The organism is Streptomyces sp. AM25 (assembly GCF_058146165.1).
In genome coordinates this window covers 193,933-209,772 of the sequence record NZ_JBKIWN010000020.1, presented here as the reverse complement: position 1 = coordinate 209,772, position 15,840 = coordinate 193,933, and the positions used below count along the sequence as shown (strand labels likewise).

The 15,840-nt window shown below is 69.1% G+C and carries 13 protein-coding genes; 10 read left to right on the top strand and 3 right to left on the bottom strand.

Annotation, left to right across the window (positions count from 1 at the left end; all coding sequences use genetic code 11):
• The first annotated feature begins 48 nt into the window (after positions 1-48).
• From ACLHRZ_RS26655 to ACLHRZ_RS26610, 10 genes are read left to right on the top strand one after another with little or no spacing between them, the layout of a single operon-like run.
• Positions 49-387, top strand: a complete 339-nt coding sequence (locus ACLHRZ_RS26655) for a DUF8827 family protein (protein WP_490421057.1) — start codon at positions 49-51, stop codon at positions 385-387.
• 3 nt (positions 388-390) lie between these two features.
• Positions 391-1,722: a hypothetical protein gene (locus tag ACLHRZ_RS26650; RefSeq protein WP_490421056.1), complete on the top strand. Its 1,332-nt coding sequence runs from the start codon at positions 391-393 to the stop codon at positions 1,720-1,722.
• Positions 1,703-3,454: a hypothetical protein gene (locus ACLHRZ_RS26645; protein WP_490421055.1), complete on the top strand. Its 1,752-nt coding sequence runs from the start codon at positions 1,703-1,705 to the stop codon at positions 3,452-3,454. The genes ACLHRZ_RS26650 and ACLHRZ_RS26645 overlap by 20 nt, the downstream gene beginning before the upstream one ends.
• A gap of 3 nt (positions 3,455-3,457) precedes the next feature.
• Positions 3,458-4,984, top strand: a complete 1,527-nt coding sequence (locus ACLHRZ_RS26640; RefSeq protein ID WP_490421054.1) for an SCO6880 family protein — start codon at positions 3,458-3,460, stop codon at positions 4,982-4,984.
• Positions 4,981-6,414: an ATP/GTP-binding protein gene (locus tag ACLHRZ_RS26635; RefSeq protein ID WP_490421053.1), complete on the top strand. Its 1,434-nt coding sequence runs from the start codon at positions 4,981-4,983 to the stop codon at positions 6,412-6,414. Before ACLHRZ_RS26640 ends, ACLHRZ_RS26635 begins: the two co-directional genes overlap by 4 nt.
• A 50-nt stretch (positions 6,415-6,464) precedes the next feature.
• The gene (locus tag ACLHRZ_RS26630; protein ID WP_490421052.1) at positions 6,465-6,788 is read left to right on the top strand and encodes a DUF6238 family protein; all 324 of its coding nucleotides are present in this window, start codon (positions 6,465-6,467) and stop codon (positions 6,786-6,788) included.
• The gene (locus ACLHRZ_RS26625; RefSeq protein ID WP_490421051.1) at positions 6,788-7,051 is read left to right on the top strand and encodes a hypothetical protein; all 264 of its coding nucleotides are present in this window, start codon (positions 6,788-6,790) and stop codon (positions 7,049-7,051) included. Before ACLHRZ_RS26630 ends, ACLHRZ_RS26625 begins: the two co-directional genes overlap by 1 nt.
• A gap of 34 nt (positions 7,052-7,085) precedes the next feature.
• A complete protein-coding gene (locus tag ACLHRZ_RS26620; RefSeq protein ID WP_490421050.1) occupies positions 7,086-8,537 on the top strand; it encodes a type IV secretory system conjugative DNA transfer family protein in 1,452 nt (483 codons plus the stop codon).
• Positions 8,534-9,046, top strand: coding sequence for a hypothetical protein (locus tag ACLHRZ_RS26615; RefSeq protein ID WP_490421049.1), 513 nt, complete (start codon positions 8,534-8,536; stop codon positions 9,044-9,046). Before ACLHRZ_RS26620 ends, ACLHRZ_RS26615 begins: the two co-directional genes overlap by 4 nt.
• Complete coding sequence (locus tag ACLHRZ_RS26610; RefSeq protein ID WP_490421048.1) at positions 9,046-9,495, top strand: hypothetical protein; 450 nt, start codon at positions 9,046-9,048, stop codon at positions 9,493-9,495. The genes ACLHRZ_RS26615 and ACLHRZ_RS26610 overlap by 1 nt, the downstream gene beginning before the upstream one ends.
• Before the next feature lie 63 nt (positions 9,496-9,558).
• On the opposite strand, the gene ACLHRZ_RS26605 is transcribed toward ACLHRZ_RS26610, so the two are convergent.
• From ACLHRZ_RS26605 to ACLHRZ_RS26595, 3 genes are read right to left on the bottom strand one after another with little or no spacing between them, the layout of a single operon-like run.
• The gene (locus tag ACLHRZ_RS26605; RefSeq protein ID WP_490421047.1) at positions 9,559-11,556 is read right to left on the bottom strand and encodes a thiopeptide-type bacteriocin biosynthesis protein; all 1,998 of its coding nucleotides are present in this window, start codon (positions 11,554-11,556) and stop codon (positions 9,559-9,561) included.
• A 35-nt stretch (positions 11,557-11,591) separates the two neighbouring features.
• Entirely contained in the window at positions 11,592-12,746 is a 1,155-nt protein-coding gene (locus ACLHRZ_RS26600; RefSeq protein WP_490421046.1) for a lanthionine synthetase C family protein, read from the bottom strand.
• Positions 12,743-15,763, bottom strand: coding sequence for a lantibiotic dehydratase (locus ACLHRZ_RS26595; protein ID WP_490421045.1), 3,021 nt, complete (start codon positions 15,761-15,763; stop codon positions 12,743-12,745). Before ACLHRZ_RS26595 ends, ACLHRZ_RS26600 begins: the two co-directional genes overlap by 4 nt.
• Positions 15,764-15,840 lie beyond the last annotated feature (77 nt).

Below are 15,840 nucleotides of genomic sequence, written 5' to 3'. Positions count from 1 at the left end.
CACCGCCAATCGGCACAAACTAACGCAATTCGCACCAAAGGAACCGCCATGCACAACCTCCTGTCTGCTGCCGCCGACCCGTCCATACACACCACCCTCGCGGCCGGCGCCGACGTGGTCAGCGGGGTGAAGCCGGACTGGGGCCCGTTCGGCAAGCTCGGCGGCACCGCCAAGATCCTGCTCGGCGTCCTGGCCGCCCTCACCCTGGTCGTCGGCGCCGGGGCCTTCCTCGCCGGCGTCGCCAAGTCGAAGGGCTGGATCGGCGACGGCCACTCGACCATGGACAGCTCGCGCGGCAAGGGCATGATGGTCGGCGGTCTGGTGACGGTGTTCCTCGTCGCGTCCTTCGGCACGATCTTCACGATCACCTACGGCATGGGTGTGTGACCCATGACGGTCCAGACCCGACAGCGGCGGCTACGGTCCGTCCGCAACGATTCCTCCGCCAGCGGCTCGCCGAGGCGGGCCGGTGGGGCGAAGCTCTGGGGCATCGGCGCCGGGGCGGTCGCGGTGGTCACCGCTGCCGGTCTGGCCGTCAGCGTGGCCACGGGCGACGCCCCGGCCACGCCCCCCGCGGCCTCTGCTCCGTCCAGTTCAGCCCCGGCAGCCGACGAGGTCCGCGGAGGCGCTGACGGCGGGGTGCCCGTGGGGTACCCCCGGACCGAGGCCGGCGCCAAGGCAGCAGCGGCCAACTACACGACGGTCAGCGGCAGCACGGCCATCCTCACGGACGAGAAGGCACGGCACCGGGCGGTGTCGATCATGTCGGCCAGCAGTGCGGCCTCGGCCGCCATCAAGGAGGCGGACCGTACGGCAAGTCAGGCCGTGGCCGAACTGCGTGGCGACAACAGCAAGTTGGATCCACAGCAGGCCATTGCCCGCACGGGCGTCCTCGCTGCTCACCCCCTCGCCTTCGATATCCACAACGCCACGATCCGGCTGTGGACAACGACTGTTCGCGGCAGTGCTGCGGGCCACGCGTCCCCGAAGGCGGGCTTCCGCACGGTGACGATGAATCTCGTCTGGGAGAACAACGACTGGAAGGTGGCCAGCACTTCGTCCGGCAGCGGTCCGGTCGCGCCGGTCGACGTCCGCCAGGCAGCCAACGTCACCGGTGATTTCGCCTCCTACGTGCCGGGCGCCGCTGCCGACCCGGTCCTCAGCGGTGCCACCGGGACGAACGGACTCCCGGCACCGTACGCACACGACGAGCGCGGAGTCCTCGGCGCCGCGACGAGCCAGGTCATGCTGTTCGGCGATCCGCGCTTCTTCACGGACTCTGGCTGGCGGCACACGATGCTGGCCGCCACGGTCGCACCGAGCGCGCTGAGGTCCGTCACGTCGGACACCGACTCAACGGCCCGGCTCGTCACGGAGAACCGCGCGCTCGGCGAGGACGGCAAGACGATGGACGGCGAGCCGCTCGTCACCAGGACTGCCGTCCTGGCCACCCGCTCCGTGTCCTACTCGGACCAGGCCGCCAGCGTCGAGCTGTGGACCGCGTCGGTCGGCGGCATCGCCGGGAAGGACGAGACCCAGCGTCCGCAGGTCGCCTACCTGCGCATGTCCGTGGATCTGGTCTGGGCTGACGGGACCTGGAAGGCGACCTCGGTCACGCCGGCGGAACCCCTGGTCCCCTCCCCGCCCGCAGCCGAACAGGCCGCGCCGGCCACCAGCTTCGCGTCCGTGGGAGGTGCAAGCGATGCGCCTGCGCTTGCGTGAAGACGCGCCCGGCCTGCTGGCCATCGAGCGCACCGGGCCGAGCCGCACCTGGCGGCGCCGCCTCCTGGCGCTGACCTGGGTCAACGTCGTGGTGGGGTTCATCTTCGTCCCCAGCGCCGTGGCGAACCCCTTCTGCTACATCCCAATGGTCTGCGAGGCCAAAGCGGCGATTGACTTCGTCAAGGACCCGCTGGGCTTCCTGCTGCAGAAGTTGACCGAGGCCAATATTTGGTTTTTGCGCAAAATGCTGGAATTGATCCAGAACACGACGAAGATCGACCTGACCTCCGCCGGTTTCCTGAAGCAATACGCGATCATCTTCGCGGCCTCGTCGCTGATCACCGCAGCGCTGTGGTTCATCGCTGTCGCCAAGCGGGCCGTGCGCGGTGTGCCGCTCACTCAGGCGATCAGCGAGGCCATCGGCTTCCTGGTGCTCCAGGTCGTCGTCAACGCGATGACACCCGGTGCCATCGCCTTGTTGATGAAGGCGATCGACGAGGTCACGAAGGTCTTCGAACCGTACGCCACGGCCAATTTCAAGCCGTTCCTTGAGAACGTCCTCAAGATCATGGCGGCGAACCCATCCGAGGGCGTCGGTCAGTTGCTGGTCGTCAACCTGATCATGATGTGCGGAGCCCTGCTGATGTGGGTCGAGCTGCTCATCCGCAGCGCGGCCATCTACGTGGCCGTGGCCCTCGGCCCGATCGTGAACGCGGGCCTCGTGGACCGGGACTTGTGGGGCAAGAGCAAGAAGTGGTTCGGCGCGATCTTCGCACTCGGACTCTCCAAACCCGTCCTCTTCGCACTGCTCGGCCTGGGCGGCGCGATCCTGAGCGACTCGACCGGCAGCATGTCGGACGCCGTCTCCAAAACCCTGGTCGGCGCACTGATCCTGCTGCTCGCCGTGTTCGCCTCCGCGACGCTCTACCGATGGCTCCCCTCCTTCGGGGACGAGATGGCGCAGCTGCACCACGACCGCAAGGCCGCGCAGTCCTCCGGCCCAATGTCCGCGGTGGACGGTCCGGCCCAGCACGCCAACCGCGCCATGAACACCCACATCCAGGACTCCTTGGTCGGTGGCGGGAAGTCCGGCGGCGGCAAGGGAGCTGCTCCCGCGGCCGGCGGCAAGGCGTCCGCCTCGTCGACGGTCGGTAAGGCCGGCACGGCGAGCGCCAAGACGGCAGCCGGTTCGGGCGCTGGTGTCGGTGCTGCGGCCGGTCCGGCCGGTGCAGTTGCGGCCGGTGTGAAGGCTGGTGCCGACCTCGCGAAGAACAAGGCGACACAGTCTCCCGGGATGCAGGGGGCCGACGCCACGAACAGCGGCACCGAGCAGCAGCACGGCGGAGACGCTTCCGGCGCTCCGGCTTCGGCCCGGTCCCACGGCGGTGCCACCGGCTCGGTCATCGGCTCCGGCACGGGCACGCCGTCGCCGAACGGCAGCGGCGGGCAGGCACCTTCCAGCGCTCCGGCCGCAGCGCGCGGTCAGGCCAGTTCCTCGGCTCCGGTCATCAGCCAGTCCCTGGCGCCCGGCGTCGTAAGCCTGCGGCCGGCGACTCAGCCGGGGCCGGGCAACGCGCCGGTGCCTCTGCCTCCCGCCCGTCCTGCTCCTCCCGCTCCGACCTTCACCTCCGGGACCACCGCCGGTTCCGGCCCCTCGACCACTCCCACCCCGCCGGCGAAGCCCGCTGGTGGCGGGGCGCCGATCAAGCCGCCCACCAGCAAGGACAAGTGATCCATGTCTACTCGTACGTATCAGTTCGGCAAGCACCGGCCCACAGGTCTGGTGGGCCGCCGGGACCTCGGTGAACAGGTGGTCCTGGGCTGCGGCGCCGGTCTCGGCATCCTGTGCGGTTTCCTGTTCTCCGGCTCCGCCGTGCTGGGCGGGATCGGCCTTGTCCTGCCGATCATCCTGGCCCTGGTCGTGGTGTTCCTCCCGTACCGGCCCAAGGGCACGTCGCAGCGCCGCACGATCTACCGCTGGTGGCGGATCACCCGCTACCACCGGAAGGCCTTGGCTCGGACGGGCGGCGTGTGGGTCTCCCCCGCCATCGAGGCGGGTGTCCGCCGGGACGGTACCCCGCCGGACGCCGCGCTCGCCGAACCGGAAGGCATCGCCGGGATGACCTGGATGCCCGTGACCGTCCGCGGTCAACAGGCCGTTGTCGTCCTCCAGCCGGAGGCCGGCTGCGTCACCGCGACGCTGGAAGTGGCCTCGCCCGGCCTGGGCGGCAAGGAAGTCGGCGAACAGGTCGTCGCCCTGGAGCGGTGGGGCGAACTGCTCGATGCCATCGGCAACACCGAGGAACACCCGGTCAAGCGCATTCAGGTCCTCGCTCGGCAGATGAAGAGCGACCCGTACGCGCACCAGCGGTTCGTCACTCAACGGGATGAGTCGGCGGCCACCGATGGCGCCCCGCAGTGGCTGAAGGACTCCTACGACGCATTGGCGAACGCGGTGTCGACCTCGGCGGAAGAGCACCGCTACTACATCACCGCCCATGCGAAGTTCACCCGCGACCTTGCCGCAGATGCCGCCACCCGCGGCACCGGCGACGAAGGTGTGGCCGCGGCCATGGCGTCGTGTCTGGACGAGCTGTGGTCTCGCTGCGAGGACGCCGACCTGTCGGTGATCGCTCCGCTCGACGAGGCTCGGATGACCGCGTTCATCCGCAACTCGTACGACCCCGACCACGCCATCTGGGACACCGACTTGCCCCGGGCCCACGCGTTCCCGCGCCACGTGGATGTGCGCTCGGGCGAGTACGTGGCCACGCGCGCCGCCGGGTCCACGTCCAGCTGGTACCACGCGACCGCGGCCGTCGTCGGCTGGCCGACCACACCCGTCGGGCCGGACTTCCTCTCGCCTCTGCTGATCGGCATGCCGGACGTGATCCGCACCATGGCCATCACGCAGGACCTTGAGCCGAACGACGCCGCGGTGGAACGGATGCTCGCGGAGGACACCAACAACCAGGCGGAGCTGCTGCGCGACCGCCAGCGGGGCAAGAACGTGGACCCCCGCGACCTCATCGCCGCCAACGCCACCGGCTCGCGTGGCATGGCCCTGGCCTCCTCCGGTGCGGCCGGCTCCGCCGTCGTCGGCTACATCACGATCTCCGCGCGGAGCCCCGAAGAGCTGGAGAAGACCAAGCGCACCACGGCTTCCCGTGCCCGTACCGCCCGACTCCGGATCGAGTGGCTCGATCTTGAGCACGCTCGCGCCTTCGCCACCACCTTGCCGCTCGCTGGGGGCATCAAGTGACTGACCTGCTCGACCTGGCCCCGCTGACGCCCATGCACGAGACGGTGCGGCGTCCGCTCTTCACCGAGACCACGACCAGCCAGGCTCTCTATCTCCCCATCGCGCCGCCCACCCTTGGCACAGAAGGCGCCGTCATCGGCCGGGAGTTGTACTCCGGCAAGGCATTCATTTACTGCCCTTTCTGCGCGTTCGGGGACGGCTTGCCCGGCGGCAACATGATCGTGATGGGGGATACGGGCCGGGGTAAGTCGGCCTTGATCAAGACCTACGTGGCCCGGCAGATCCGCCTGGGCCGCAAGGTCGTTGTCCTCGATACGAAGGAGCAGAAGGAGAGGGAGGAAGGCGAGTGGGCCGCCCTCGGGCGGTCCCTCACCGGCAAGGCCCCGGTGAAGTTCGCGCCGGGCGGCGGCACGGGCGCCTCCTGCATCAACCCGATGGACCCGGCCATCGCCGGTAAGCGGCAGATCGAGCTGGTCCGGACGATCGTTGAGCTTGGTCTCGGCAGGCCGCTGGGCGAGTTCGCCGGCTCCGCCCTGCGGCTGGCGATCAGGAGGGCCCACCAGCGGGCAGCCGACGAAGGACGCACGCCGGTGCTGGCGGACGTCGCTGCCGCCCTCCGGTCTCCGGAGGAAGCGGATGCTCTCGCCAAGAGGCGCACGCTGGACGAGCTGCTCAACGACGGATTGGAAGCCTCCTACGTCCTCGACCGGCTGTGCGGCAGCGATGAAGACGCGACCGGCGACCTGATCGGCATGCTCGACGGCCCCACCAGCCTCAGCATCGACCTCGACGCCGACATGATCGTCTTCGACCTGACCAAGGTCCCCTCGGGCGGCGTCGCCATGACGATCCTCGTCGCGGTGATCAGCGTCTTCCTCGAAGAGGTATGGCTGCGGCCGATGTGCGAATGCGGCACCGAGCCCAGCCAGCACGAGCGGCGAGTCGTAGACGCGGCCTCCGGGGCCTGGGAGCTCGGCGCGAACCCTACTGCCGGATGCCGCCGGTACACCCAGCGCAAGAGGATCCTCGTGTGCGAGGAAGCCTGGCACGTCCTCGGAACTCCCCAACTCGCGGCGCTGTTGGAGAAGTTCCTCAAGTTCGCCCGCGGATACGGCCTCAGCTGCATTTTCATCGTTCATCACCTGAGCGACATCGACGACAGCCCGGAAACACAGGCGGCGCTGAAAATGGCGGACACCGTCGTCGTCTACTCGATGAAGAAGGCGGAGGCCGAAGACACCGTCAGGCGCCTTGGCCTGCCGGCCTGGACAGCGGAGCACATCATGCGTCTGCGCAGAGGTGTGGCCCTCTGGAAAGTCGGTGAAGTCATCTACCCCGGCGTGCAGCACCTTCTCACCGAGGCGGAACAACACCTGTGCTTCTCGTCCGGATCCATGGCGGACCTCGTCAATACGTCCCCCGGCGAATAAGCACGGCCCTTCCTCACCTCCACGGATAAGCAATACGGAACCGCGTACTCATGACTGCTACGACCTTCGAACCGGCTGCGCTCCCGACGTACGGACGCACCGTCCGCGACGACATTGACAAGCTGCACGCTGAACTTCTCGAACTCGGACAGCGGGCAGCCCAGCTCGCCACCATGCTCGACCGCGGCGACTACTCGGCGGCCGGTGGCCGCGTCCGCGCGGCCGTCAGCCACGTCTGGCGGGGCGCGGAGGACCTTCACGCCGCCTTCCACGCCTCACCTCCGCGCTGTGCGGGGCCCCAAGCGTCGGTCGCCCGGCTGTGCGGGCGGCGGATGCGCTACCTCGCCGCGCGAGCGGAACGGCGGGCCGAGTAGTGGCCCTCCTGCCCGGCGGGCTGTCCCTCGTGCTGTACGGCCTCGTCGCCGTCTGCGGAATGGGGGCGGTGGCGCTGTGGGCCGTGTCGAACCGCGCTCGACGCAACGCGGGCTTTGCCACGAAAGCCCAGCTCAAGCGCCACCTGTCCGCGAAAGCCGTCGTCAAGGCAGCCGAGATCCGACCTTCCCTGTCGACCGGCGACGGCGGCCCCTCGCGGCCGGCGGCCGTTGCCCTCACCAAGCACGGGCGTTCGCGGGCCTGACCCGCGGCGCCGCCCTCTCGTTCCGGAGCACCACATGCACCACCCTCCCGCCCTCGATCCACTCGACTTCGGCTATGCCCTCGGGGTCTCCCGGCGCCCCAAGGGCATCGACCTGTGGTCCCGAGCAGATAAGGCATGCCGCGTGATCGGCCCGATGGGGTCCGGGAAGACCCTGCGGTTCTTCGCCCCGACCGTCCGGCGCTGGGCCGGTCCGGTTGTCGCCACCTCGACCAAGGCGGACTTGGTAGAGCTCACCCTGGACGCCCGTCGGCGCGACGACCGGCCGGTGTACGTCTTCGACCCGCAGGGCATCGCGCCGTCGCTGCCCCGATTCCGGTGGTCGCCGATCGCCGGGGCGGCCAGCACGGAGACCGCGATGATGCGGGCCAAGGCGCTTGTGGCCGGTTCCCGCATCCCGGGCGCCGCTGCCCAGTCGTCCGAGGGCAGCGCCTTCTACAAGGGGCAGGCCGCCAAGGTTCTGGCCGCCATCCTTCACGCCGCTGCCCTCGACGGCGCCAGCCTCGATCAAATGCTTGCCTGGGCCCGGAAGTTGAACGACCCGGCACCCCTGGGCATTCTGACCGCGCACCCCGGCGCCGGCCCCGGCTGGGCAGACATGTTCCGTACGTCGACCACGGGCGACAGCCGTACCGTCGGCAACACCGCCGTGACCCTCGAAGCGGCCTTGGAGCCGCTGGCCCACCAGTCAGTGATCGAAGCCCTTCGAGGGAACGGGGAGGAGCCGACCGACTTCCGCCAGGTCCTCGACGCAGGCGGCACCGTCTACTTGCTGGGCAAGGACTCCGAGGTGAACTCCGTAGCACCGCTGACGACCGCGGTGACGGAGGACCTTCTCGACATCGCGGAGGCGCACGCCACCGCTTCCCCGGCCGGAAGACTTGACCCGCCCCTCCTGGCGGCGTTGGACGAGGCCCCGAACGTCGCGCCGATCCCCTCCCTGCGGCAGCGCGTCGCCGACGGTCGCGGGCGAGGGATCACCGTGATCATCGGCCTCCAGGGCTGGGCCTCCGCCCGGGCACGTTTCGGCGAGGACACCGCCAACGAGCTGGCGTCGTACACGAACAACGTCGTCGTGTTCGGCGGAGGCAAGGACCCGGCTTTCTTGCGGGACATGTCCGACCTCTGCGGTCAGGTCGAGCGGGTGCGGACGACGAAGACCACCAGCAGCGGCGACCGCGGCGGCCAGTCCACGGCGACGCATGTCGCCCTCGAAGCGGTGCTGCGGAGCGACGAGATCAAGGCCCTTGAGGAGGGCCATGCGCTCGTCCTCGCCGACAACCTTCCCCCGGTCATCACCCGCCTCGACGGCATGTGGACCTGGGACTCCTGGCCGGAGATCCAATCCCAGATCCGTGACCTTCGCCGCGCGAACGACATCGAGCGCGCCCGGCAGGCCGCCGAGCAGAAGAAGCAGGCCGAGGCCCATGCTGCGGCCTGGGCGGACCGTCAGGGGGTCGCCGCGTGAACACGAACCCTCTCGCCCGGCTGACGCCGTTCCCCGAACCTCCCTCGCTGATCGCCGAATACCTCGCGGAGAGGGCCGCCGAGGAGTCTGTGGTGGACGGCCCGGCACCCTGGGACATCGGGGCACTGACCCGTGAGCTGCTCGACGGCATGCCGACATGGCTGGACACAGTGTGCAGGTGGCTCAACGCGTCGTACGCCTGGCAACCGCACCAGGTCATCCCGCCGTGCTGGATGGAACACGACGCCCTCGTCTACGAGATCGCCGCCCTGGCCTTCGCACGGGCCGACGCCTACGCCGACACCGCCGGGTCAGCCGTGGTCTGGCACGAGCAGTACGAGCGGTTCGTCACTCGGATGAACGCCGCCCTCGGCAAGGCCGGCGACGACTGCCGGGTTGGCCGTCACACGGACCGGCCCGCCCGATTCCAACTCGCTGCCTGGCCTCCTCTGCCTCCAACGTCCCCTGATGAAACAACCGTTGTGGAACCGGTCAAGGAGCTGGCCTGATGCACCCGAACCCCGATGTCGTCTTCGCCTCGGACCCCCGCCGCGGCGTCGCCGCCACGAGCGGCTGGGAGCAGACGGAGGCCCGTGCGGTGCTGCGGGACCTCGGATGGGAGTGGAAGGAGGAGTTGCACGCGCTCGTGCCGCCGGAGGACACCGACCCGGCAGACGCCGGCGTGCACGCCGCGCTGGAACTACACCGGCACGGGTACCGCACCGGCTACGCGGAAGGTCCGTACGGAGCCATACGGCTCCGACTCGATCAAGCCGAACAGGTTTTCACACGGATGACGGTTGGTACGGCTGCCGGGCGCGATATGACGCCGCAGTCCGGCAGCAAGGACTCATCGGCCCCCTCCGCATCCCCACGCTCTTCGTACGGGTACAGGCACGGCGCCGTGTTGGCACAGCCCGACTCACAGAATCGACCCGAAGACGTTCCCCCGCCGTAACGCGCGCGGAGCTTGGTTAGGCAAGCCTCCTGCGGATCGCTGCGGAGCTTCCGTGAACACGCTCTAACGGTCAGCCTGTACGAGGGCCTGGGTGAGAGAACTTTCGGCCGTCTCAACCGCTCCCATCAGTTCGGACAGCAGCGGTGCAGGGATGGTCCCCCGACCGAGACCGGCATCGTGGACGAACATGTCCAGCTGTTGGGTCTCGGCCGGAGTCAATCGCTCGCGGACCTGTTCGTGGCGCAGGAGTTCGCGGGCGGTGAGGGCGTCGCCCGATTCCGCGGCGTCCCGGATCAGCTCGGTGTACAGGCTCTCCGCGTCGAGCCCCGGGCTTGTCTGCACAGCGATGTCCACTGCGGTCAGGCCAAGCCGGAGGCGGAAGAAAGCCAGGTCCTGGGTGGGCAAGGAGTGCAAAGCGTTCTTGGCGGCGTCCAGCATCGCAGCCACGTCGTCTGGGTGGGTGCGAATGGCGCTGTAAGTGCGCAGACATGCTGCAACTGCGCGCTCCCACGGTTCGCTGATCACGGCATCTCCGAGAAGGGCGCGCGCGGTGTCGGCATCACCGTCGTGCAGGTGCGCGATGGCCCGTACTTGGCGGGCCTCGCGCAGGCGGTCAGCGGCATCATCGCAGAGCGCGGCGTGTGCTGCGGCCCTTGCCCACTGTCCGGTGGCGGCGAGGAGCCGGGTGCCATCTTCGAGCAGGACGCTCCGCATCCAGAGCACGACGTCCTTGCGGTCGCTGCCGCACTCGGTGAAACGGTCAAAAGAGATGCTCCTGCCATGTATCAGGGTGCTTGCTCCGTCGTGGTGCATAGCGTGATCCATGGCGTAGAGCGCCTGGTAGGCGCTTTCGGGGTCGCCGGCCCGGCCGGTGAGGCGGGCGAGATTGACGAGTGGCTGGAGCGAGGCGATAGCGGTCCGGCCGGATAGCGGCCATGCCTTCTGGAAGATCGCGAACTGGCGCCAGCACAGGTCGGCGGCGAGGCCGGGCATGCCGGAGTCTGCCGCGATCAGGGAGGCAAGGTTCCAGGCCGAACACGCACGTTCGAGACGGTGTTCAGGGTGCGTCTGCTGTTCGCTCTGGTGCGCATAGGAGCGGACTTGGAGGCTCCGGGTAGCGAGGCCGGGGCAGGCCAGCCGTGGCCGCGGCACCAGCGGGAACCGTGCGGCCAGGCGGCTGACCGCGGGCGGGATGCTCAACCGGTTCTGCTTCGGCGCGTCCGTCTTCCGTACAGCCGGGCCGAGGACGGCGCCGCGGGCGGCCCACGCGAGGATGCTCTGTTTGCGTGCGGGCAGTCCGAGGCGGTTCCAGTGGAAGACCACGTGGTAGGCGAGGATGTGACGCAGGCCCCGGTCCAAGGTCCCGGCGCGGGCAGCCTTACCGAGTGCAGTGCCCGCTTCCCGGAAGGCGCCGACCCAGTCGGCGGCGAAGGCGAGGGGGCCGTCTGTGCCCATCAGGGGGCCGTCCGGTGTGGTGTCGGCGCGCATCAGGTGTCGCAGTCCTTCGGACAGTTCCTCAAGCCGGTCCGCGGGGACGTCATCGGGGAGGGGCCGCATGTGGGCGACGCGGTGCCACACGTCGCCCTGCTCGTACCACTCCAGCGCGGCGGCACGCATCAGGGTGCCGCACAACAGAAGGGACAACTCCCGGCGTCCTATGGGGACTTCCTTCTGTCGATGCAGGCTCAGGGTGGCACGGCTGTCCGCGTGGAAGAGTTCGTGGGCGACACGCATGCCTTCGGTGTCCCCGAAGGCGGCAGTTTCCGGTTCATAGACTCCTGGCCACCAGCGGCGAAGATGGCCGTTAACGGTCAGCTCGTCGAAGGCGGCTCCGATCTTGTCCTCCGCGTTGTGACCGTGAGGCCGTACGCGGAGCCGCCAGCACGGAGATTTGCGGATGAACCACCACTGTGTGGCGAGGCCATCCGCTTCAGCACGGTCCAGGAGCGGCACGACGTGGTCTGCTGCGATCTGCTCGGCCGTCGTCCAGTCCGGGAACTGAAGGTTCAGCTGTAACCAGTCGTTGCCGCCCTGCTCCACCAGCACCGTCTCATCTGGCAAAAGGTCTGGCTCCGTCACGGTTACGGCGTCGAAGGTCAGTCGATCAGGAGACATGCGTCCCATCCGGAGGTTGGCGCAGTGTCCTGCGCGGCGGTCATCAGGGCGAGGGCGGTTCCCGAGCTGCCTTCAAGGAACCCCGGCCCACCCGCCGCGCTGGGCGCGGCGTGGCGGGCCAGGGCATCGGCCAAGCGGGACTGAACCGGGCGGAGCACCGGGGTGGCCGCGTCTCGGGCCGCGCGCCAGACGGTCTGATAGACGCCCGCCCATCCATGGCACAACCCGGTGTCGGTGAGCCGGGAGAGTTGTGCGGGGTCGGACAAGCAGTCGGCGAGGTGTTGTTCGGCGGCGTGCCGACGCTTGGTGTCGTCCGTGGCGATGGCGGCGAGCTGCTGGGCACGCGCGATGCCGGGAGTGCCGTAGCACCAGCTCGGGCGGGCGGGGTCCTTTTGGCTGGGGCGGCCGGTGCGCAGGTCGGTCAGGGTGATGCACTCGGGCCACCAAGCGCCCGATTCGCTGTACTGCTGCCAGCTGTCGAGCCAGGTGCAGATGGTGTTGATGGCGTCGAGTTGACCATCGACGGTGATCCCGCGCCGGACAGCCTGCGCGAGGAGCATGAGCGGCCCGGTGACGCCGTGTGCCGTCCCCTGGTTGCTATGGCCTCCGGGATACCGGGCGGAGGTGCGGGTGTGCTGGTCATGGGCGACCCACCAGCCGGGCAGGGTTCGGTCGTCGCTCTTCAAGGGCCTGGTGAGTTCGACGAGGTAGTGCAGGATGCTTTCGAGAGCGCTTCCTCCGGGGGCGCGGCGCAGGAGGTGGGCGCCGATGCCGGTCAAGCCGTAGAAGACGTCGTACTCGCGGAAGGTGGGCTGGTCTCCGCGGTGGATGCGCGCCATGCCGGCAGCAGCACGGCGGTGCACGAGTTCGGTGACGTGTGTGTCCAAGGTGGCGAGGGCGTCTTGGTAGCGCGTGGAAGAGCCGGTGGCGGCGGCGTTCAGCATGTAGGCGACCGCGGGCGCGCCGACGTACAGGCCGGTGGAATCAGCGGCACTGACCTCGTCGGCCACTGCCTTCGTGATCCAGGTGTGTGCCTGTTTCCAGGTGCCCTGGCCGGTGTGCGCGTGTTCGATGTGGAGCAGGGCGATTCCTGCTGCACCCTCGGCGAGAGACTGGGCACGTTGGTGTGCTGTCATGCGGGCCTCCGGCGGATGTGGCGCAGCGCGCAGGCGCGCGCGAGGCGGCCGGTGACTCGTCGGAGGTCTGAGTCCAAGCCGAGTGTGCGCACCTGGTGCAGCCGAAGGAGGGAGTGGAGGGCCGTGAGCGGGTCGCGCTGTTCGGCAAGGCTTTCGCGGTAGGAGGACAGCGCTGCGGCGCGCGCCTGCCAGGTGGCGGCCACGTCGCTTCCGCCGGGCAAGGACCGCAGGGTGGGCTCGGGGCTGTGGAGGTCGGTGAGACCGAGGGCCTGGTCGCGGAGCTTCCGGTCCAGCGGCCCGTGCTCGTGGGGGATTTCCCGGGTCAGCCAGTGGAGGCCGGCGCTGGTAGTGGGGGCGAAGTGGGCGGCGAGGTCGACGATGCTGGCTGCGGTGAGGACCTGGGGGCTGACGCCAGCGAGGGGTGCCATGCGGATCTGGGCGAGGGCTGCGGCGGAGTCGGTGGCGAATGCCTCGTACGCGCCCTCCATGGCCGCGCCGTGACCGTAGCGGGCACGCTGCGGCTCGTAGGTGGCGAGCGTCAGATGGGCTATCAGGTGCTGTCGGCGCAGACGGGCTGCCCAGTCGTGCACAAGTTCGGCGGCGTGGCCGTACGCCTCGGGGTCGGTAAGGCGCAGGCATAAGGACAGGTACTGGTCGGCGTCGGGCCGGGGCATCGTGCGGTGTCGGCTGAACCACCACGGGGTCACGGTCTTGAAGCTGTCGGTCAGCTCGGGCAGGTGCTCGGCGAGGATTTCGTCGTAGCGCTCAGGGTGAGCATGGACCTGGGCGGCGAGGATGCTGGATCCGCCGGGCAGGTAGGCGGGCTTGTCGGTCGGTGTGCAGACCGTGCCGGGCTTCTGTGTGGAGGAGCCGACCGCGGTGACAGGCAGGACGAGTTCGTGCGCGCGGCCGATCCAGGCAAGTTCCTTCGGATCAGGGGCTTCGCGGAGTTCGAGCCTGCGCGCGGCGTTGAGGCGGGTACGGAGGACGAGCCGGTGAAGCGGGTGGGTCAGGTCGAGCCGCAGCCGCTGATCCTGCTCTGTGAAAGTGATGCGGTCGGGTACGCGCATCTTGGTCCGCCATTCTTCAAACCCGACGTCCCACGCCTTCACGTCGGCATCCCGGCCGGGGACATCGCGGGCGGTTAGCAGCCACCGGGCGGTGGCCAGGATGGTGCGTTTGTAGCGGACCCGGGGCAGGTAGAGCAGGCGGGATGCGGCTCCGAAGTCGAAGGACTTGTAGATGGCGCACCGGGCCGTCGTGATCTCGGCGAGGAAGCGTGCGAGTGGCGGGGTGTGCACTCCGGCTTCCAGCGCGTGCAGCACGCGCGGCTCGACGTTCCTGCCAGTGGAGAGCTGGACGAGCCAGAGTCGTTGCGTGTCCGCGGTGACCGCGAGGTCGGTGAGCGGGATCAAACCCTCGTGCGGTGCCCGGTGTTCGGCCAGGGGGATCACGTTGGGCAGGAGTTGCATGGTGCGGGCGATGTTCTCGCTGCGCCGACGGCGCGGCGCGAAGGACAGCTGCGCGGCGATGGCCTCGGGACCGGCGGCCTGGTAGGTGTCGGCGAGCCGGGCTTGGTCCTGGGCGGGCAAGAGGTGGGCGAAGCGTCCCGCCATGCTGCTGCCGGGCCTCGGTGTCCCGGTCACCAGGAGCCGGAATGATCCCCGTGCCATGGCGTCCAGCGAGGGGGCGTGGATCTCTACGGCTATCTCGGCCCGGGGTACTGGAATGGTCTCGGAGTCTTCCTCCAAGTCGGCGATCAGCTTCTCGGTGAGAACGATCTCGCCGCGGCCTTCCAGCATGGCGTGCTGGACGAGGCGCAGCATTTTCCCGTCACGCTCGGTCAGTTGCCTGGGGGCTGCCTGGTGGGCGGAGCCGAGGTAGCCGGCCGGTAGGCCGAGGCCACTGTCGGCCACCAGATCCAGGACGGGAACGACCGCGCTGGGGCCGTACCGCGCCCGGAACCGTGCGTGGTAGTCGCGCCATGCCGGATACCCGAACGGGTAGGGCGACAGCCGGTGCAGGACAGTGACCGCTTCCTGGGCTTCCGCGGCCACCTGCTCCGGTAACCGGACGGTGCAGTCCAGTACGGTGTCGGTCACGAGCGGAACCGGTGCGGCGTCGTTGAGCGCCCTCATGCGATCGGTCAGCGTGGGCCTCGACGCCCAGCCATCGATGGGAGCCGGCTCTTCAAGTCGCTCGTGTATGGCGTGTAGTTCGCGTACGAGGTTCGTGATCTCGGGGATGCTGTGCGCCTTGACGGTTTGAAGCATGGTGCACACGTGGCCGAGGGAGTCCAGACAGGTCATGGGCGGCCAGAGGCTGGTGATCAAAATGTTCTGGGCGAGGAGGCCGCTGAGCATGCTCTCGATCCGGTCGGCCGGGGCGGACGGGAACTGCGCGCAGAGCTGTGCGCGCAGGTCGCGGTACACGATGGGGGTGCGGGCTGCCTCAATGACAGCGGCAACGGGCCGGTTGTGCCGAACCGAGACCGCGACAGGGGCGAACGACTTCGGATCCACGGCCGCTGGAGAACCAGGGGTCACATAGCGGTTGCCGCGAACGTACCCGGAGTCGTTGGTGACGACGGTGAGGCGTTCGAGCAGCTGGGGAACCTGCTGGAGACGGGCGACGAGGGCGGCGAGCCATCGGGTGTCGGCCCGCACCACGGTGTGGTGTTTGTCCCCCCACTCGATCATCGGTGCTTCGGCAATTCGTGCGGGGGCCACACCGGCGAACAGTCCGAACGGTGTGGGGCGGCTTTGCCAACGCAGGAGATAGGAGGAGAGGGAGACCACGGTCCGTCGGACCTGTCGCGGTGCAGTACGCTCGCCGGCCGCCACGTCGGCTATCTGCTGACACAGGCCGGGGCTGGCAGCGCTGAGCGCATCGCGGAGGTCCTCCCGCTGCCACACGGCCGCCAGCCACGCCCGTCCCTGCGCGACCGCTGCATCGCTGAACAGATTGAGGTCGCGAGGCAGGTCCCACGTGCCCGGGGCGGTCGTGGCGCGAAGCATCGCACCGGCACGCCATCGGTAGTTCGCTGATGGATTCGACACCGATTACCTCCAGAGCGGTACGCGGACGCTGGTGC